Raw genomic sequence first — 19,128 nt, forward strand, 5'->3', positions numbered from 1 at the left:
GTCCACGCTACAAACCACTCATAGCGCTTCCTTTGGGCAGAAGCATCGCTTTTTAGGAGCGAAGCCCGCAATTATGCAGAATATTTAAAAGCGCGTCAACTGCGTGCATATAAAAGACATGCACAGCAACGCCAACTATGTTTTTTCAGGTCGAAATGCCGCCAGAACGGCGTTTGCGATCTCGGCAAAGCCCGCACCCCGCTCATTTTCGGCTACGTACTGTGGTTTAAATGCCAAATCAGCCTCAAATCTGCGGATGTTGGCTACGCCCACGGTTTGCGGCATCGCCTCGAACATCCGCTGGTCATTGGTCGAGTCACCTATATAGACCCAGCGATCCATTTCCGCCTCCAGCGCCCGCCCAAACAGGGTTTGCACGATCCAGCGCGCGCCCTCCCACTTGTTGTGCTCGCCAAACCAACCATTGATATGGATGGAACTGACGGTGGCGCGCATGCCTCCCTCCTCCAGGACGGCAACCACCTGGGCGATCTGGGCCGGCGACAAATGGCTGAATTCGCTGTGGTCAATGGCGATATCGGTTTCCCGGCCCGCAGAATCTTCGGCCAGGCAAGCACCGGGCACTTCGGCCAGCACGCGCTCTGCCAGCCTCTGCATGCGCACCTTATTGGCTTGCCGCGTAACAGCATCCTGTATATATATTTTTGATAGCGCCTGACGCAGATGAGTACTGCGCTGAAGGCTAATTTCATTGCTATTTATCAGCGCGACGGCGCCATTCTCGGCAACGATGGCATCGACCGGCCAAGACTGGGCAAACGGCTCGCTCCAGCCCACCGGGCGCCCGGTAATTGCAATCACCGTCAGACCAGCAGACTTCAAATCCTGCAAAGCCTGCAAGGCGTCGGGGGTGATAGCACCGTCTGTTGTCAGGGTGTCGTCTATATCCGTCAGCACACCCCGCACGCCACGCCGCTGCGCGAGCGGCCATTGCGTCAAGGGTTTCATGCAGGCAAGGTGGTGTATTGCTCGGCCAGGGTCAAAAACGCCTCGGTCTGCGGGTCCACACCGGTTTCTTGCAACAGGATGTCTGCCACCGCCGGCGCCAAGGAGGCGGCCTGGCGCGCGTCCAGAAACAGCAGCCGGCTACGGCGCGCCAACACGTCCTCTACCGTGCGGGCATATTCAAAGCGGGCAGCAAAGCGCACCATGGCTTCGCTCAGGCCTCCGCCCAGCGCGCGCCCACCACCAGGTAGAGACCGCACCAGATCCTGTTCTGTACCGTAGGCTTGCAAGCCCGGCGCATCGCTCATTTTGTGCTGCAAGCCCCCCGCAGGCACCGTGCCCGCGCCAATCAGGCGCAAGGTCGCTGTACAGACCGGCTTGCGCGGCTGTAGCAACTCCGCGCCAAAGCATTTGTCCAACACGTCCTCGGCCATCGCGCGGTAGGTGGTCCATTTGCCGCCGGTCACCGTGACCATGCCGCTGCGGCTGACCAACACCGTGTGCTCGCGGCTGATGCCCTTGGTATTGCCGCCATCCTCATCTTGCGGCTTGACCAGCGGACGCAGGCCAACCCACACGCTTTTCACGTCGGCCCGGGTAGGCGCCCGGCTCAGATATCTACCTGATTCACCCAAAATGAACTCCACCTCCTCCTTGAACGGCAAAGGCTCACGGTCCAGGTCATGGCGCGGCGTATCCGTGGTGCCCAGAATGGTCTTGCCCAACCATGGCACGGCAAACAAAACCCGGCCATCGGCGGTCTTCGGCACCAGCATCGCATGGTCGCCTGGCAAAAATTCACGGTCCACCACGATGTGCACGCCCTGGCTGGGCGCGACCATGGGCTTGGCGGTGCGACCTGTTGCGTCGCCGTCCTTTTGGCGAAATTCGTCCACCCAGACACCGGTGGCATTCACCACACAACTCGCGCGCAGCGTCATGTGTGCACCGGTTTCGCGGTCCTGGCAATGCACGCCCGCCACCTTGCCGTCTTCATGCAACAAACCGGTGGCGGCACAGTAATTGGCCACCACAGCCCCTTGGTCGGCCGCAGTGCGGGCCAGCACCAATGCCAAACGGGCATCGTCAAACTGGCCATCCCAGTACTTGACCCCGCCCTTGAGCCCCTGCGCACGTACAGTCGGCAGATAGTGCAGGGTCTTTTCTTTACCCAAAAATTCTGTGGACCCCAGGCCCGCCTTACCGGCGAGAGCGTCGTACATCTTGAGCCCTATGCCATAAAAGGGCGTGTCCAGCAGCTTGTAGGACGGCATCACAAACGCCAGCGGTTGCGCCAGATGGGGCGCGTTATGCAGCAGCGTGGTACGTTCGTGCAGGGCTTCACGCACTAGTGCGATATTGCCCTGTGCCAAGTAACGCACACCGCCGTGCACCAGCTTGGTTGCACGCGATGAAGTGCCCTTGGCAAAGTCATGTGATTCGATCAAGGCCACGCTGAATCCGCGCGAAGCTGCATCCAGAGCCACCCCTAGACCTGTCGCGCCACCGCCGATAACCACCACATCGAATTGAGCAGGCCCGCTGAGCTGCGCCATTACTGCAGTGCGCAAAGTCGATCGGGGCGAGGGGGCAAGCGTCATAAACCAAGATTCCAGCAATCAAACAAGTTGACATGCGCGAAGCATGCCAACCAAAAGGGCTGCGTGGCGCAGAGGGCCACGCAGCCATTGCAGAGCTTATTGCATCTCTGTTACGCGCTTAGCGGACCTTGCCGTTCTTCCAGGCGTTCAACAAGGTGTCATAGGCAATGGTTTCGCCCTTGGGCTTTTCGTTCGCCAGCTTCTTCCATGGGGCATGTGCATCGCTCAGATACTTGTTGGGGTCACCCTTGGGATTGAGCTTTGGCGCGCAATTGGCCATGCCAGCGCGTTCCAGACGCGACATCACGTTGTCCATCTCATCGGCTAGGTTATCCATGGCTTTCTGCGGCGTTTTCTCACCCGTTACCGCCTCAGCTACGTTCTTCCACCACAGCTGCGCCAGCTTGGGGTAGTCGGGCACATTGGTGCCGGTCGGCGTCCAGGCCACACGTGCTGGGCTGCGGTAGAACTCGATCAGGCCGCCGTACTTGTTGGCGTTTTGCGTGAAGTAGTCAGCACGGATATCGCTGTCGCGGATGAAGGTCAGGCCAGTGATCGACTTCTTCAAGGACACGGTCTTGCTGGTCACGAACTGGGCGTAGAGCCAGGCCGCCGCCACCTTGTTGGCGTCGTGGTCCTTGAAGAAGGTCCAGGAACCCACGTCCTGGTAGCCGTTCTGCATGCCTTGCTTCCAGTACGGGCCATTCGGGCCGGGAGCCATGCGCCACTTGGGAGTGCCATCTGCATTCACTACTGGCAGACCGGGCTTCACCATATCGGCCGTGAAAGCGGTGTACCAGAAGATTTGCTGGGCGATCTGGCCTTGTGCTGGCACTGGACCGGATTCACCAAAGGTCATGCCCATGGCTTCCTTGGGCGCGTACTTCTTCATCCAGTCGATGTACTTGGTCAAAGCGTACACAGCCGCTGGCGAGTTGGTCGCCCCACCGCGCGACACCGATGCACCCACCGGGGTGCATTTGTCATCGGCCACCTTGATGCCCCATTCATCGATAGGCATGCCATTTGGAATGCCTACGTCTGCCGCACCCGCCATCGATAGCCAGGCATCGGTGAAACGCCAGCCCAACGATGGATCTTTTTTGCCGTAATCCATGTGACCGTAGATTGGCTTGCCGTCCAGCGTCTTCACGTCTTCGCTGAAGAAGGCGGCAATGTCCTCATAGGCACTCCAGTTCAGCGGCACGCCCAGGTCATAGCCATACTTGGCCTTGAACTTGTCTTTCAGGTCCTGGCGCGCAAACAAGTCGGCACGGAACCAGTACAGGTTGGCGAACTGCTGGTCCGGCAGCTGGTACATCTTCTTGTCGGGCGCCGTGGTGAAACTGGTGCCGATGAAGTCCTTCAAATCCAGATCTGGATCGGTGAACTCCTTACCAGCGCCGGCCATATAGTCCGACAGCGCCAATATCTTGCCGTAACGGTAGTGGGTACCAATCAGGTCCGAATCCGAAATCCAGCCGTCGTAAATCGACTTACCCGACTGCATGGAAGTCTGCAGCTTCTCGACCACGTCGCCTTCCTGGATCACGTCATGCTTGACCTTGATGCCGGTGATTTCTTCAAACGCCTTGGCCAGGGTCTTGGACTCGTATTCATGCGTGGTCAGGGTTTCTGACACCACCGAGATTTCCTTGACACCCTTGGCTTGCAGCTTCTTCGCGGCTTCGATGAACCACTTCATCTCAGCGGCCTGTTTGTCCTTGCTCAGGGTCGATGGCTGGAACTCGCTGTCGATCCACTTCTTCGCAGCCGCTTCGTCGGCGAACGCATGGCCCGTCAGCGCACAAGCTGCGGCGATGGCCAGTATGGAATAACGCATCTTCATGTCTCGTCTCCTCATTGGTATACACCCCCATTCAACGAAAGGCGTGCTCGGCTCTGGGGGCAGTAAAAGCCGGATCCTCGGAACACCATGCCTAGCCCTTGCGCATGATCACCATCAGCAGGGCTACGGACAGCACAAAACTGATCCAGATGGACGGGTCACCGTCCAGCTGGAACCACTCGGCAAACTTGCCGCTCAATCCCACAAAAGCCAGATTCACATAGGCCGCGCTCAGCAAGCCAATGAACAAACGGTCGCCGCGCGTGGTGTCCATCGGCAAGAAGCCGCGCCGCAAGGTTGTGGGCGACTTGATCTCCCACACCGTCATGCCCACCAACATCAGCGCAATACAAATAAAGAACACTGCGACCGGCAAGGTCCAAGCCATCCACTCAAACATACAAATCTCCTGTTAGACCAATCACACCCGCCCCATGGCGAAGCCCTTGGCGATGTAGTTGCGTACAAACCAGATCACGATGGCGCCTGGGACAATGGTCAAGACGCCAGCCGCCGCCAGCGTGGCCCAGTCCATGCCCGACGCCGACACGGTGCGCGTCATGGTCGCCACGATGGGCTTGGCATTCACACTGGTCAGGGTGCGGGCCAGCAGCAGTTCTACCCAGCTGAACATGAAGCAGAAGAATGCCGCCACACCCACACCTGCCTTGATCAGTGGCAAGAAGATGGTCAGGAAAAAGCGCGGGAAGGTATAGCCGTCGATATAAGCCGTCTCGTCGATCTCGCGTGGAATGCCGCTCATGAAACCTTCCAGAATCCACACCGCCAGCGGCACGCTGAACAGCAAGTGCGCCAGCGCCACCGCCAAGTGCGTGTCCATCAAACCTACGGTGGTGTAGAGCTGGAAGAACGGCAGCAAAAACACCGCGGGCGGGGTCATACGGTTGGTTAGCAGCCAGAAGAACACATGCTTGTCGCCCAGGAAGCTGTAGCGCGAGAACGCATAGGCCGCAGGTAGGGACACAGTGAGCGTGATCACCATGTTCATGCTGACGTAGATCAGGCTATTGATATAGCCCGAGTACCACGACGAATCCGTCAGGATGGTGCGGTAGTTGTCCCAGGTGAAATGCTGGGGCAGCAGCGAAAAGCTGGCCACGATCTCCTGGTTGGTCTTGAACGACATATTCACCATCCAGTAGATGGGTACCAGGGCGAAGATGATGTAGGCGAACAGAAAGATCGTCCGCTTCTGAAATTTTGGCTTATTCATGGCCGCCTTCTTTTTCTTGGGTGCCAACGCGCTGCATCCAGTTGTACAGAATGAAACACAGCAGCAGGATGATCAAAAAGTAGATCAACGAAAACGCTGCAGCCGGACCCAGGTCAAATTGGCCCACGGCTTTTTGCGTCAAGAACTGCGACAGGAAGGTAGTCGCATTGCCAGGCCCCCCGCCCGTCAACACAAAGGGCTCGGTGTAGATCATGAAGCTGTCCATGAAGCGCAGCAGCACGCCAATCATCAGCACACCACGCATCTTGGGCAGCTGGATGTAGCGGAACACCGCAAACTTGCTGGCACCGTCAATCCGCGCGGCCTGGTAGTAGGCATCTGGTATCGAACGCAGACCCGCATAACCCAGCAAGGCAACCAGCGGCGTCCAGTGCCACACATCCATCACCAACACCGTCAGCCAGGCATGGGTGGCGTTGCCGGTGTAGCTGTAGTCGATACCCATGCCCTGCAGCGCAGCCCCCAGCAAACCGATGTCGGAGCGACCAAAAATCTGCCAGATAGTGCCCACCACGTTCCACGGAATCAGCAGGGACAGCGACACGATCACCAACACTACCGACGCCTTCAAACCCTCGGCTGGCATGGACAAGGCCAGCAAGATGCCCAAGGGCAACTCCACCGCCAGAACCGACAAGGAGAAAATCAGTTGACGCAACAGCGCGGCATGCAGCTCCTCGTCGCGCATCACCTGGACAAACCATTCGGTGCCCACGAACACACGCCGCTCGGGCGAAATGATGTCCTGCACCGAATAGTTCACCACCGTCATCAGCGGCACAATGGCAGAAAAGGCCACGCAAATCAGCACCGGCAAGATCAAGAACCAGGCTTTCTGGTTCACCGGTTTGGTTGTGGTGCTCATATAGCCCCCACGCTTGCCGCCAAGGCGGTAGCGCTCCCCCCCAAGGGGGCGCGAACTTGTTTGAAGCGGTTCGGCACGGCGTTCATTGCACAATCTCCTCGTTCTTATAAAAGCAGGTGTGCTCGCCCAGCACCTGCAGCCAGACCACTTCACCCACCGCTGGCAGTTGCACCTCGGGACTCAGCCGGGCCTTGAGCACCTGTCCATCGACCGCGGCAGTCAGCATCACATGCGTGCCTACGTCCTGGATCTTGGATACCGTGCACAGCAGAGCCCCCCGCGTGGCGGGTTGTGCCAGCGAGACGTATTCCGGCCGTACGCCCAGCTTCAACGCACCCTGGGGCAACGCCCGTGGCAGCTGCCATTGCGCACCGGCCACTTGCAAGGTTTCGGCCGCAGCATGGACAGGCAAAAAGTTCATCCCCGGCGAGCCGATGAAGTTACCCACAAAGGTATGGCTGGGCCGCTCGAACAAGGCATCGGCCGAGCCCACTTGCACGGCACGGCCACGCGTCATCACCACCACCTGCTCGGCAAAAGTCAACGCCTCTACCTGGTCATGGGTCACGTAGATCAGCGTCAATTTCAGCTCGCGGTGAATCTGCTTGAGCTTGCGGCGCAGCTGCCATTTCAGGTGCGGATCGATCACCGTCAGCGGCTCGTCGAACAGCACGGCCGACACGTCGGGCCGCACCAGGCCTCGGCCCAGCGAGATCTTCTGCTTAGCGTCTGCCGCCAGGTTGGCGGCGCGCTGGTTCAGCTGACCACTCATCTCCAGCATCTCGGCAATTTCGCCCACGCGCTTGTCGATCTGCGCCTGCGGCACCTTGCGGTTGCGCAGTGGAAAAGCCAGGTTTTCAGCCACCGTCATGGTGTCGTAGATCACCGGGAACTGGAACACCTGGGCGATGTTGCGCTCCTGCGGCGAGGCGAGGGTCACGTCTTTGCCGTCAAACAGCACTGTGCCCTGCGATGGCGCCAGCAGACCAGACATGATGTTCAGCATGGTCGTCTTACCGCAGCCCGAGGGGCCGAGCAAGGCATAGGCACCGCCGTCGTTGAAGCTCATCTTCAAAGGCAGCAGCGCGTAGTCGCTATCTTGCGTTGGGTTGGCGCGGTAAGCGTGCGCCAGGTCCAGTTCAATGCGGGCCATTACACAGCTCCCTGGCGGACCGGGGCCAGCAGCAAGCTGCCCTGACCATCAAACACATAAGCCTGGGTGGCATGGAAATACAAGGTCAATGCAGCCCCCAGTTCGAAATAATGCACGCCGGTGAGTTGGGCCACCAGTTCACCAATCGGCGTCGCCACGTGCACAAAGGTGTCGGAACCGGAGATTTCCGCCAGCTCGACCTGTCCGTTCAGGGCTACGTCACCGGGGCGCTGCTGCACCCGCAGCGCACTGGCGCGCAGGCCTACCGTCAAGCTCCCGGCCTGCGTAGCCGGCAAGGCCAGGGCCAGCAGCGGCCCTGCCTGCAACTGCACGCCGCCAGCCGCCGTGTGGCCAGCAGCCAGGTTCATCGGTGGATCGCTGAAAGCCCGCGCCACGCGCAGCGACTTAGGCCGGTGGAATACCTCGGCCGTGGGACCGTATTGCAGCAATTCGCCCGCATCCATCACCGCGGTGTAGCCACCCAGCAGCAAGGCCTCGCCCGGCTCGGTCGTGGCATAGATGACAGTGGATTCACCCGCGGCAAACAGCGAGCTGAGTTCGTCGCGCAGTTCTTCGCGCAGCTTGTAGTCCAGATTCACCAGCGGCTCGTCCAACAGCATCAGAGGTGCCGCCTTGGCCAACGCCCGGGCCAGTGCCACGCGCTGCTGCTGGCCGCCCGATAGCTCGGCTGGGTAGCGCTCCAGGAACATCTCGATATGCAGCTTTTCGGCCAGCTCGCGTACGCGCTGGTCCATATTCTTTTCGCCGCGCAGCTTCAGCGGCGAGGCGATGTTGTCGCGCACTGTGAGCGAGGGGTAGTTAATGAACTGCTGGTAGACCATGGCCACATTGCGCTCGCGCACCGGCTGACCGGTCACGTCCACACCGTCCACCCGCACCCGCCCATGGGTAGGCACGTCCAGCCCAGCCATGATGCGCATCAGGCTGGTCTTGCCCGCCTGGGTTGCGCCCAGCAACACGGTCACGGCACCGGGCTGAGGCGCCAAACCCATCTCGTACAGCCAGGTCTGTGCCCCCACCTTTTTGCTGACGCCTTCTAAGCTCAACTGCATCACAATCCTTTGCCGAATTTACAAACTTGCGTTTTCGAATTTGATGATTATTGTTCGTTTGTGTTTCTTTTTTATCGGTAGCAACCCTTAGAACGTTCTTTGTCTTTCGTTTTAAAGTCAAGCGCTAGTTTTTTCCGAAACGAAACCCCGTGAACCCCAACCCCCGACAACTGCTGCTGCTGCAGGCCGTACAGGCCCAGGGCTCTCTCACCGTTGACCAGCTGGCCGACAAGCTCGGCGTCACCCTGCAAACCGTGCGCCGCGACGTACAGCGCCTGGCCGACGATGGCCTGTTGACCCGCTTCCACGGCGGCGTACGCGTGCCCAGCTCGACGATTGAGAACATCGCCCACCCGCAGCGCGAGAACCTGCACGCCGAAGGCAAGGCCCGCATTGCGCGCGCAGTGGCGGCCGAGGTGCCCAACGACTGTTCGCTGATCCTGAACATTGGCACCACCACCGAGGCGATTGCCAAGGCCCTACTGCAGCACAAAGGGCTGCGCGTTATCACCAACAACCTGAACGTGGCCACCATCCTTAGCGCCAATCCGCAGTGTGAAGTCATCATTGCCGGCGGCGTGGTGCGCGGGCGCGACCGCGGCGTGGTGGGTGAAGCTGCTATCGATTTCATACGGCAGTTCAAGGTGGATATTGCGCTGATCGGCATTTCGGCCATTGAAGCCGATGGCACGCTGCGCGACTTCGACTACCGCGAAGTGAAGGTCTCGCAAGCCATCATCAGCCACGCCCGCGAGGTCTGGCTGGCGGCTGACAGCAGCAAATTCAACCGCCCGGCTATGGTGGAAGTGGCCAGCCTGTCGCAGATCGACCGCCTGTTCACCGACGCTCCGGTGCCCGAACCTTTTGCCAACCTGCTGCGCGATGCCCAAGTCCGCTGCCACCTCGCCACACAACCATGACCTACCTGCTCGCCCTGGACCAGGGCACCTCCAGCTCCCGCAGCATCGTCTTCCACGCCGACGGCCACATCGTCAGCCAGGCGCAACTGGAACTGCCCCAAATATTTCCCCAACCCGGCTGGGTCGAGCATGACCCGATGGAGATCTGGCACACCCAGCTCAGCACCGCCCGCGAAGCCCTGGCCAAGGCCGGGCTGCAGGCAAAGGACATCCGCGCGGTGGGCATCACCAACCAGCGCGAAACCACGGTGGTGTGGAATCGCGCGACCGGCCTGCCCATTCACCATGCCATCGTCTGGCAGGACCGCCGCGCCGAGCCCACCTGCGTGCAGCTGCGCGCCGATGGCCTGGCCGATGTAATCCAACGCAAGACCGGGTTGCTGGTCGATGCCTATTTCTCGGGCACCAAGCTGAAATGGCTGCTGGACCACGTGCCGAACGCCCGCGCCCAGGCGGAACGCGGCGAACTGGCCTTTGGCACCATCGACAGCTGGCTGATGTGGCAGCTGACCGAAGGCCAGGTGCACGCCACCGACGTGAGCAACGCATCCCGCACCATGCTGTTCAATGTGCACAGCAACCAATGGGACGCCGAGCTGCTGGCCGCACTGAACATCCCTGCCAGCCTGATGCCCGCCGTGAAACCCAGCAGCGCCATCTACGGCGATGTCAGCCCCGCCCTGCTGGGCCAGGCCATCCCCATAGGGGGCGTTGCCGGCGACCAGCAAAGCGCGCTGTTCGGTCAGGCCTGCTTCAAAGCCGGCATGGCCAAGAACACCTATGGCACGGGCTGCTTCATGCTGATGCACACCGGCACCACCTTCCAGACCTCCCACAACGGCCTTCTCACCACCAGTGCGGCCCAACCCACGGCACAGCCCGAATTCGCCACCGAAGGCAGCGTCTTCGTGGGCGGCGCGGTGGTGCAGTGGCTGCGCGACGGCCTGCATGCCATCCATAACAGCGGCGAGGTACAAAGCCTGGCGCAAAGCGTGCCCGACTCCGGCGGCGTGATGTTCGTGCCGGCCTTCACCGGCCTGGGTGCGCCCTATTGGAAGCCGGATGCGCGCGGCAGCATTACCGGCCTGAGCCGCGGCACCACACTGGCCCACATCGCCCGGGCGGCGCTGGAAAGCATTGCCTACCAAAGTGCTGCCCTGCTACAGGCCATGGGCCGCGACGCAGTGCAAGCTGGCGGCACGCCGGTGGCCGAGCTGCGGGTGGATGGAGGTGCCTGTGTAAATGATTTACTGATGCAGTTCCAGGCCGATCTGCTGGGCATCCCGGTGATACGCCCCGCCGTGACCGAAACCACCGCCCTGGGTGCCGCCTACCTGGCCGGTCTGGCCGTGGGCGTGTACCGCAATACCGAGGAACTATCTGCCCTGTGGCGCGCCGAGCGGCGCTTCCTGCCCACGCTCAGCACCGCACGAGCGACCGAACTGATGGCGCGTTGGGAACATGCCGTACGTCAAACGGTTTTGGAATAAAAACAACAGCATGTGATCTAAATCACGATAGAGGGTTAACCCTAGGATTTTCATGGACCGAATCTAGGGTTAACCCTATAATTCACTCCAACGTCAACCCGATGTACAGGAGTAACCACCATGACTACCAATGCTTACCAACTGACCAGCTCCGCAACCGCACCTGCCGTCAGTTCCGCTGCCCGCGAATTCTTCGCCGCCACGTCCAACCTGTTTTCCGCTCTGCACGCCACGCTGTTCAAGACAGCTGCGCCACGTGCCCTGACCGTGTTCGAAGAAGCCGAACAAGTCCGCATGCTGGCCGAAAGCTACGCCGACACCGACCGTGGCTTTGCCGCTGATCTGTTCGCCGCAGCCGACCGCCACGAACTGCAAAACCGCGCTTAAAAAGCTCCTTCGGCTCCGGGTCACCGCTGCCGTGTCTCCTGGCGTGAGGCCTCAAGGCCAGGCCTGGGACATATAGCAAGAACCAAGCCGAAAACCCTATGGTGGGGTTGAACGACCATGCTGGCATTGACCTGCCAGCATGGAAAACACCATCAATTGCTACATTTTGAGTAGCATGCTGCGCACTATCTATCTGCGCCAGCGTCCATTTAGGCACCTATTGACGTGCAGCACTTTCAACCCAAGTGCGTATGCCGTTCGGGCCGGGATTCCACTTCCATCGCCGCCAGACCCTGCAAGATGCCGCAGGCATCCGAAGCTTGTTCGCTGCTACACCGTTCGCGCAAACCCGCCAGTTGCTGTTTTAGCTGGGTCAGCTCACGTATGCGTTCGTCCACATGGGCGATGTGCTGGTCAAACACTGCATTGATGGCGCCGCAGCCCTCGGCTGGCTGATCCGCCAGGCGCAGCAAGCTATGGATTTCTTCATGGCTCATGTCCAGCGCGCGGCAGTTGCGGATGAAACGCAGGCGCTCCGAATGCTCCGGCCCATACACGCGGAAGTTGCCCGCCGTGCGCGCCGGCGCGGGCAGCAAGCCTTCCTTCTCGTAGTAGCGCACCGTCTCTACCGTGCACTGGGCCACCTGGGCCAATTCGCCGATTTTCATAAGGCTATCCAAGAATGGGGTTGACTCTATAGTAACTTCAGCTTGTCTAATGGGCGCAACGCTATCCAGAAAGCCCTTATGCCCGCCCACACACACGACCACGATTCGCATGCGCACCATGACCACACACATGGTCATGCGCATGAGCATGGTCACGACCACGCTGCCAGCAGTTGCTGCGCGCACGATGCGGCGCCCGCACTGGAGCAGCTGGCAACCCCCGTCAGCAGCGACCAAGGCAGCACCACCCCGATCCGCATCCTGCAAATGGACTGCCCCACCGAAGAGGCCCTGCTACGCAAAAAGCTGGGCGGCATGGACGGCGTAACCGGCCTGGAGTTCAACCTCATACAGCGCGTGCTGACCGTCACGCACGCGCCCAAGGCCCTTGACGCCATCCTGGACGCCGTGCGTTCGCTGGGTTTCACCCCCGAATTGGCCAATGCCGCAGCCCCGCCTCCTGCCCCCGAACCCGCCAAACCCTGGTCGCCGCTGGCACTGGCCGGCATTGCCGCCATCGCCTCCGAGGCCAGCCACTGGGCCGGGCTGCCGGTCTGGGTGCCGGCGCTGCTGGCCATCATGGCCGTGCTGTCCTGCGGGCTGAGCACCTATAAGAAGGGCTGGATTGCGATACGCAACGGTAACCTGAACATCAACGCCCTGATGAGCATCGCCGTCACCGGCGCGCTGCTGCTGGGCCAGTGGCCCGAGGCCGCCATGGTGATGGTGCTGTTCACCGTGGCCGAGCTGATCGAAGCCCGCTCGCTCGACCGCGCACGCAACGCCATCCAGGGCCTGATGCAACTCGCCCCCGAGCAGGCCACCGTGCAGCAGGCCGATGGCAGCTGGCGCGAGGTAGACGCCAAATCCGTCGCCCTGGGCGCCCAGGTGCGCGTCAAACCCGGTGAGCGCCTGGCGCTGGACGGCCAGATCACCCAAGGCCGCTCCACCATCGACCAGTCTCCCATCACAGGCGAGAGTCTGCCCGTGGACAAGGCCGAGGGTGACGACGTGTTTGCCGGCACGGTCAACGCCACCGGCTCGTTTGAATACCGCGTCACCGCCCGCGCCGGCGACAGCACCCTGGCCCGCATACTGCACGCGGTGCAAGCCGCCCAGGGCGCACGCGCACCCACCCAGCGCTTTGTGGACCGGTTTGCCCAGGTCTACACCCCCATCGTCTTTGCCCTGGCCGTCGCCGTCGCGGTGCTGCCACCGCTGCTAGACGGCGACTGGCTGGGCTGGATCTACAAAGCCCTGGTGCTGCTGGTGATCGCCTGCCCCTGTGCGCTGGTGATCTCCACCCCCGTCACTATCGTCAGCGGCCTGGCCGCCGCCGCGCGCCTGGGCATTCTGGTCAAGGGCGGCGTGTACCTGGAAGAGGGCCGCAAACTGGCCTGGCTGGCGCTGGACAAGACCGGCACGCTCACCCACGGCAAACCGGTACAGACCGACTTTGCCTTGTTGGGCAGCACGACCGAAGCCGAAGCGCGCAGCCTGGCAGCCAGCCTGGCCAGCCGCTCCGACCACCCCGTTTCCCGCGCCGTGGCCCAGGCCGCACAGCGCGACGGCATCGCCCTGCAAACCGTGGACCAGTTTGAAGCCTTGCCCGGGCGCGGCACCCTGGGCCAGATCGCGGGCACACGCTACACCCTGGGCAACCACCGCCTGGTGCACGAACAAGGCCTGTGCTCCGATGCGCTCGAAGCCCAGCTCACCGCGCTGGAGTCGCAAGGCAAAACCGCCATCCTGCTGGCCAACACCCAGGGCGTGCTGGCCGTATTCGCCGTGGCCGACACCCTCAAAGACAGTAGCCGCCAGGCCATCCAGGAGCTGAACGCCCTGGGCGTGCGCACCAGCCTGCTGACCGGCGACAACGCCCACACCGCCCGCGCCATCGCCGACCAGGTCGGCATCGCCGAAGCCCAGGGCGACCTGCTGCCGCAGGACAAGCTGCAGCGCATCGAGACCGCGTTGACCGAACATGGCCCGCAAGGCAAGGTCGGCATGGTGGGCGACGGCATCAACGACGCCCCCGCCCTGGCCCGTGCCGACATAGGCTTCGCCATGGGCGCCGCCGGTACTGGCACGGCCATCGAAACCGCTGACGTAGCCCTGATGGACGACGACCTGCGCAAACTCCCCCGCTTCGTCCGCCTGTCCCGCGCCACGCACACCCTGCTGGTACAAAACATCGTCCTCGCCCTGGGCATCAAGGCCGTGTTCCTGGTGCTCACGCTGATGGGCTCCGGCACCATGTGGATGGCAGTGTTTGCCGACGTGGGGGCCAGCTTGCTGGTGGTGGGAAATGGGTTAAGGTTGCTACGATTTAGATAGCCTCTTGCGAAGACAGTGCCTGCGCCAGAGCCAATTTTTATCCCTCAACCACGACCCTTACCGCCGCTAGTACGCTAGCCCCTAACTTGCGCGAACGCTCACCGTTCCAGCCGTGTTCCAGATCCGGCAAGTTCGCGTTGTCCTTGAACGGCATCTCGATCGTGAAGGCCAGGCAGTCGAAGTTTTGGCCGACCCAATTGGTGGCTAGGCTGAGGTTGGCTTGGCTGGGCGCGGCGCGGGGGTAGCCGACTTCCGTCTGGAAATCCGGGCTGGCGGCCAGCCAGGCGGCTTTGAAGGTGTTTTGCAGGGCCTCGATGCGTGGGCTGAAGCCGGGGTTTGCTTCGGTGCCTACGACGAAGTTGTAGGGCAAATTCTCATCGCCATGGGCGTCCAGGAACAGGTCTACGCCCACTGCCTCCATCTTGTTGCGCACATGGAAGACCTCGGGCGAGGTGTCCAGGCTGGGGCGGCGCCATTCACGGTTGAGGTTGGCACCGGCGGCGTTGGTGCGCAGGTTGCCGTGCACGGCGCCGTCGGGGTTCATGTTTGGCACCACGAAGAATTCGCAGTGCTGCAGCAGGGCCCGGCTGGTGGGGTCCTGGCGGTCCAGCAGGCGGTCCAGAAAGCCCTCGACGAACCACTCGGCCATGGTTTCGCCGGGGTGCTGGCGGGCGATGAGCCAGACCTTCTTTTTCGGCGTGGCGAACTGCGCATCATGGATGTGCAGCAGGGTCATGTCGCGGCCCTCAACCGTGGCGCCCAGGCTTTCCACGCGCACCAGGTCGGAGGCGGCGGCCCGGCCCAGCAGGTCCAGGTGGCGCTCGTGCGAATAGGGTTCGAAATAGGCGAAATACATGCGGTTGTGGCTGGGCGTGGTAGCCACGGTCATGACCTGGCCGTCGTACTGGGCGTCCAGGCGAAACCAGTGTTGGCGGTCCACGCTGGCGACGATGCGGTAGCCGTCCCAACCGGGCGGATAGGCGCTTTGGCCGGCGTTCAGGAACTTCATCACCACCGGCACGCCAGCGGCACCCTGCAGGCAAAAGTAGAACCACTGCGCGTAGGGACTGGCGTTGTCGGGGCGGATGTTCAGCTGGATGTCTTGCGGGTCGGCCAGGCTGAGCACCTGGATAGAGCCTCCATCAAACTGGGAGGAGATATGCAATGCGGTCATCCGCGAATGATACGGGGCTGCCGGATAATCGACCGCCATGGATAGCCCTTCTTCCGCGTCGCCCATGCGCCGCCCTACCGCCCGGTTTCTGCTTTCGCATCCCGCCCATTTCATGGCCCTGGGCTTTGGCTCTGGGCTAAGCCCCATCGCCCCCGGCACCGCCGGCACATTGTGGGCCTGGCTGGCGTTTCTGGTGATCCAGCCGCTGCTGACCACGGCACAAATGGGCTGGTTGATTGCCGCGTCTTTTGTGGTGGGCTGGTGGGCTTGCACTGTCTGCGCGCGGCACATGAACGTGGCCGACCCCGGTGCCATCGTCTGGGACGAGGTAGCAGCCTTCTGGCTGGTGCTGTGGCTGGTGATGCCGGTAGGGCTGCTGGGGCAGGCGGTGGCGTTCGGGCTGTTTCGCTACTTCGACGCAGCCAAACCCGGGCCGGTGGCCTGGGCCGACCGGGCCTTCAAGGGGCTGAACGCGCGCGGTGGCTTCGGCATCATGTTCGACGACCTGGTGGCGGCTTTTTGCACGCTGCTGGTGATTGCAGCCTGGAGGGCCTGGTGATGGATGCGCTATCAAATTCAGAGCATCCTGCGCAGGCAACACCTGCGCTGGTGGCCGATTTGATGCTGAAAAATAATTGGTTTCTGGCGACGGCTGAAAGCTGTACCGGCGGCATGATTGCCGCCGCCTGCACAGACCTGGCCGGCTCCAGCGCCTGGTTTGACCGGGGTTTTGTGACTTACTCCAACGCCGCCAAGACCGACATGCTGGGTGTGGACGCCGCCCTGATTGCTACGCATGGCGCTGTCAGCGAACCCGTAGCGCGGGCCATGGCGGCCGGTGCACTGGCCCATGCGCGGGCCCAGGTAGCGATTGCCGTGACTGGCGTTGCCGGCCCCACGGGAGGCAGCGTAGAAAAGCCGGTGGGAATGGTGTGGCTGGGCTTTGCCCTGCCAGGCGCGGTGCATACCGAGGTGCAGCATTTCCCTGGCGACCGTGCCGCAGTGCGCGCCGCCACTGTGAACTATGCGCTGCGCCGCGTGGCGCAGCTGCTGCAAGGGCTTACTCCGTCGCAGCCTGGCTGATGCGCTCGATGGCCAGGGCCATCCAGTCCGAAGGCAGTGCTGCGGGTGTGCCACCCACGGACAGGCGCACGCTCAGGCCCTGGCCGCTGACCTGCAGCTGGGCATTGCTGCCCCACCACATCAGCCAAGCCAGCCAAGCCACCAGCGGGCCGGAGGGCGGCTCGTGGCTAGGGGCTTCCAGCAACCAGGTGAGCGGATGGCGTCCGTTGAAGACGGCGGTATCGCCCTGCAACGTGATCTGGCCCGGCAGGGCATCGACCAGCGCCTGCAAGGCCTGCGCCGGCGTTTCCAGTGCGGCGAACTGCGGCTGCCACTGTGCCAAGGCCTGGCCCACGGAGACGCTGCGCTGGGCTTCGTACTGCATCAGCTCCGCATGGTCCATGCTGCGCCAGTCTATGGGCGGCAGCATGCAGCCGGCCAGTTCGGCCGCGCGCAGATAGGCTAGCAGGCCAGGCTCGTAGTCGGCATTCAGAAAGCCGGCGCACACCACAGCCAGTTGCGAGATGCGGCTGGCCAGCAGCTGCTGGCGGTGCACCGCCATCTTCTCGCGCAGCAGGTCATCGCGCTCGCAGCGGGTGTCGGACAGCTCCAGCGCATTACGGATGTCCGCGCGCAGCAGCTCCAGGTCCCAGGGCTTGGTGATGTAGCGGTAGATTTCGCCGGTGTTGATAGCCTCTATGGCCTCGCCCAGCTCGGAGTAGGCGGTGGTCAGCATGCGCACCATGGCCGGGTGGTGGTCACGGGCATAGCGCAGCAGCTCGTTGCCGTGGGCGCCGGGCATGCGCTGGTCGGACACCAGCACGGCAATCTCGTTGCCGCGCGCCTGTAGCACGGCCTTGCCCTCCTCCACGGAAAGCGCGGTCAGCACTGGCGCCATGGGGCTGATCAGGCGTTCAAAATACTTGAGCGCCATGGGTTCGTCGTCTACATACAGAATTTTGTCAGGTCGCATAGCGTGATCTTGCCAGGGTTATCAACAAAAAGGACTAGATTCAGGCATTTTCGGTTGCCAGACCCAGGTCAAAAGCGAATTCGGTCCATACACCGGGCTCGCTGCTGACCCGCAATGCCCCACCGTGGCGCTGCACGATGGCATAACTCACACTCAAGCCCAAGCCCAGGCCCTTGCCTACATCTCGGGTGGTGAAGAAAGGTTCAAATACGCGGGCCAGATGCTCAGGCAGGATGCCGGTGCCGTTGTCGCGCACTGTCACCTCCAGTCGGCTGGCGGTGCGCACGGCCCGCACCTCGATACGCGGCGCCTTGCGCGCGGCCTTGTGCAGCGCCAGCGCCGCATTGCCCAGCAGGTTGATCAGCACCCCGATCAAGGCGGGTTCGTCGCCGCGCACATGGGTGTCCATGGGTAGCTCGACCGACACGGCAATGCCTTTGAGCTCGAAACCGGTCAGGCGCAGAGCCGACTGAAGGGCTTTTTCAAACAAAAAGATGCGGCCCGGGTCGTCACCCGGCTTTTGGTAGGCAAAGGTTTTCAGGTCCGAGACGATGCTTTGCACCCGCTGCATGCCCTCCTTGGCATCGCCCAGGCTTTCCTTCAGGTCGGGGCTGTTCACGACTGCGGCATCCATCATGGACATATTCAGCGCCATCAGGCTGTAATTGACCGGGTTATTGACCTCATGCAGCAAGCCCGCCGCCAGCGTGCCCAGGGCAGCCATTTTTTCCTGCTGCATCATGTGGCCCTTAATATCGGCCAGTGCCTGGTTGGTGCTTTGCAGGATGGTGTTTTTTTCCTGGATTTCTTTCTTCAACTGAAAAGAAAGCCAGCGCCAGCGCTCGTTATATAGCGCCAAGGCTATACCGATCAACACGTAAAACGACATGAAGATCATATTACCCCAAAAGGCATGAAAATTTTGAATTCCGCCAGTCCGTGATATGCATGCCGCACAATAAACCAGCAAGGTCAAAATGCCGGCCAAACCGGCCTCAATTAACGTAATGGGCAGAAAAAAAGCCATGCCGCTCAAAACAAAAGTCAAGCCCACAAAATAAATGGAGGACTCGCCTTCTGTATAAAAGATCATCCAGGCAATCATGACCTGGGGCACACACAGCCAAAAATAGGTGAGTGCCTTGATATTGCGTCTACCCCAAGCAAACTGGTAGCTCATCAGTACCGCGCCGATCAGCAGGCATGCCAGCAACCGGGCCTGGGCAAACTCCAAGGCATGCAGCGGATAAAACACTGCATCCAGCGACAATCCGGCCATGATCAGGCCCATAGTCATCAAACAGGCCGCCCGGCTATTGAAAATCAAATAGCTGTGCAGCTCTGCCTGGTAATCT

Annotated in this window: 18 protein-coding genes; 6 read left to right on the forward strand and 12 right to left on the reverse strand. The window is 61.6% G+C overall.

Annotated elements, in window-relative coordinates; all coding sequences use genetic code 11:
- Positions 1–135: 135 nt before the first annotated feature.
- The 8 genes from AC07VY_RS21820 to AC07VY_RS21855 all read right to left on the reverse strand — a co-directional run bounded on the left by AC07VY_RS21820 (position 136) and on the right by AC07VY_RS21855 (position 8,762).
- Positions 136–969 (reverse strand): HAD-IIB family hydrolase, encoded by an 834-nt coding sequence (locus tag AC07VY_RS21820; protein ID WP_495099279.1) that lies wholly within the window; start codon positions 967–969, stop codon positions 136–138.
- Positions 966–2,567 (reverse strand): glycerol-3-phosphate dehydrogenase/oxidase, encoded by a 1,602-nt coding sequence (locus AC07VY_RS21825; protein WP_495099280.1) that lies wholly within the window; start codon positions 2,565–2,567, stop codon positions 966–968. Before AC07VY_RS21825 ends, AC07VY_RS21820 begins: the two co-directional genes overlap by 4 nt.
- A 118-nt stretch (positions 2,568–2,685) precedes the next feature.
- The gene (locus tag AC07VY_RS21830) at positions 2,686–4,416 is read right to left on the reverse strand and encodes an ABC transporter substrate-binding protein (protein WP_495099281.1); all 1,731 of its coding nucleotides are present in this window, start codon (positions 4,414–4,416) and stop codon (positions 2,686–2,688) included.
- 91 nt (positions 4,417–4,507) lie between these two features.
- Positions 4,508–4,816, reverse strand: a complete 309-nt coding sequence (locus tag AC07VY_RS21835) for a DUF2160 domain-containing protein (RefSeq protein ID WP_495076800.1) — start codon at positions 4,814–4,816, stop codon at positions 4,508–4,510.
- A gap of 21 nt (positions 4,817–4,837) precedes the next feature.
- The gene (locus tag AC07VY_RS21840; RefSeq protein WP_495099282.1) at positions 4,838–5,650 is read right to left on the reverse strand and encodes a carbohydrate ABC transporter permease; all 813 of its coding nucleotides are present in this window, start codon (positions 5,648–5,650) and stop codon (positions 4,838–4,840) included.
- On the reverse strand, positions 5,643–6,536 hold the full coding sequence (locus AC07VY_RS21845; RefSeq protein WP_495099283.1) for a carbohydrate ABC transporter permease: 894 nt from the start codon (positions 6,534–6,536) through the stop codon (positions 5,643–5,645). The genes AC07VY_RS21840 and AC07VY_RS21845 overlap by 8 nt, the downstream gene beginning before the upstream one ends.
- An 82-nt stretch (positions 6,537–6,618) precedes the next feature.
- Complete coding sequence (locus AC07VY_RS21850) at positions 6,619–7,689, reverse strand: ABC transporter ATP-binding protein (RefSeq protein ID WP_495099284.1); 1,071 nt, start codon at positions 7,687–7,689, stop codon at positions 6,619–6,621.
- Positions 7,689–8,762 (reverse strand): ABC transporter ATP-binding protein, encoded by a 1,074-nt coding sequence (locus AC07VY_RS21855; RefSeq protein ID WP_495099285.1) that lies wholly within the window; start codon positions 8,760–8,762, stop codon positions 7,689–7,691. Before AC07VY_RS21855 ends, AC07VY_RS21850 begins: the two co-directional genes overlap by 1 nt.
- Before the next feature lie 149 nt (positions 8,763–8,911).
- Here AC07VY_RS21855 and AC07VY_RS21860 point away from each other — a divergent pair, with 149 nt between their 5' ends.
- The 3 genes from AC07VY_RS21860 (at position 8,912) to AC07VY_RS21870 (ending at position 11,559) form a co-directional block, all read left to right on the forward strand.
- A complete protein-coding gene (locus tag AC07VY_RS21860) occupies positions 8,912–9,682 on the forward strand; it encodes a DeoR/GlpR family DNA-binding transcription regulator (RefSeq protein ID WP_495076805.1) in 771 nt (256 codons plus the stop codon).
- A complete protein-coding gene (glpK, locus tag AC07VY_RS21865) occupies positions 9,679–11,172 on the forward strand; it encodes a glycerol kinase GlpK (protein ID WP_495099286.1) in 1,494 nt (497 codons plus the stop codon). Before AC07VY_RS21860 ends, glpK begins: the two co-directional genes overlap by 4 nt.
- 120 nt (positions 11,173–11,292) lie before the next feature.
- Positions 11,293–11,559: a hypothetical protein gene (locus AC07VY_RS21870; protein WP_495076807.1), complete on the forward strand. Its 267-nt coding sequence runs from the start codon at positions 11,293–11,295 to the stop codon at positions 11,557–11,559.
- 236 nt (positions 11,560–11,795) lie between these two features.
- On the opposite strand, the gene cadR is transcribed toward AC07VY_RS21870, so the two are convergent.
- Complete coding sequence (gene cadR / locus AC07VY_RS21875) at positions 11,796–12,227, reverse strand: Cd(II)/Pb(II)-responsive transcriptional regulator (RefSeq protein WP_495099287.1); 432 nt, start codon at positions 12,225–12,227, stop codon at positions 11,796–11,798.
- A gap of 78 nt (positions 12,228–12,305) precedes the next feature.
- On the opposite strand from cadR, the gene AC07VY_RS21880 reads away from it, so the two are divergent.
- Positions 12,306–14,564 carry a heavy metal translocating P-type ATPase gene (locus AC07VY_RS21880; protein ID WP_495099288.1) on the forward strand — a complete coding sequence of 753 codons (2,259 nt, stop codon included), beginning with the start codon at positions 12,306–12,308 and terminating at the stop codon, positions 14,562–14,564.
- A gap of 37 nt (positions 14,565–14,601) precedes the next feature.
- On the opposite strand, the gene AC07VY_RS21885 is transcribed toward AC07VY_RS21880, so the two are convergent.
- Entirely contained in the window at positions 14,602–15,738 is a 1,137-nt protein-coding gene (locus tag AC07VY_RS21885) for a M14 family metallopeptidase (RefSeq protein WP_495099289.1), read from the reverse strand.
- Between the two features lie 64 nt (positions 15,739–15,802).
- Here AC07VY_RS21885 and AC07VY_RS21890 point away from each other — a divergent pair, with 64 nt between their 5' ends.
- Together AC07VY_RS21890 and AC07VY_RS21895 are read left to right on the forward strand one after the other, a co-directional pair.
- The gene (locus AC07VY_RS21890; protein WP_495119503.1) at positions 15,803–16,297 is read left to right on the forward strand and encodes a phosphatidylglycerophosphatase A family protein; all 495 of its coding nucleotides are present in this window, start codon (positions 15,803–15,805) and stop codon (positions 16,295–16,297) included.
- Complete coding sequence (locus tag AC07VY_RS21895) at positions 16,297–16,821, forward strand: CinA family protein (protein ID WP_495099291.1); 525 nt, start codon at positions 16,297–16,299, stop codon at positions 16,819–16,821. The genes AC07VY_RS21890 and AC07VY_RS21895 overlap by 1 nt, the downstream gene beginning before the upstream one ends.
- On the opposite strand, the gene AC07VY_RS21900 is transcribed toward AC07VY_RS21895, so the two are convergent.
- The gene (locus tag AC07VY_RS21900; protein ID WP_495099292.1) at positions 16,799–17,773 is read right to left on the reverse strand and encodes a response regulator; all 975 of its coding nucleotides are present in this window, start codon (positions 17,771–17,773) and stop codon (positions 16,799–16,801) included. The two genes, AC07VY_RS21895 and AC07VY_RS21900, sit on opposite strands and share 23 nt — an antisense overlap.
- A gap of 40 nt (positions 17,774–17,813) precedes the next feature.
- The gene (locus AC07VY_RS21905) at positions 17,814–19,070 is read right to left on the reverse strand and encodes a sensor histidine kinase (RefSeq protein ID WP_495099293.1); all 1,257 of its coding nucleotides are present in this window, start codon (positions 19,068–19,070) and stop codon (positions 17,814–17,816) included.
- Between the last annotated feature and the right edge of the window lie 58 nt (positions 19,071–19,128).

It is taken from the genome of Rhodoferax sp. GW821-FHT02C08, from assembly GCF_059421805.1.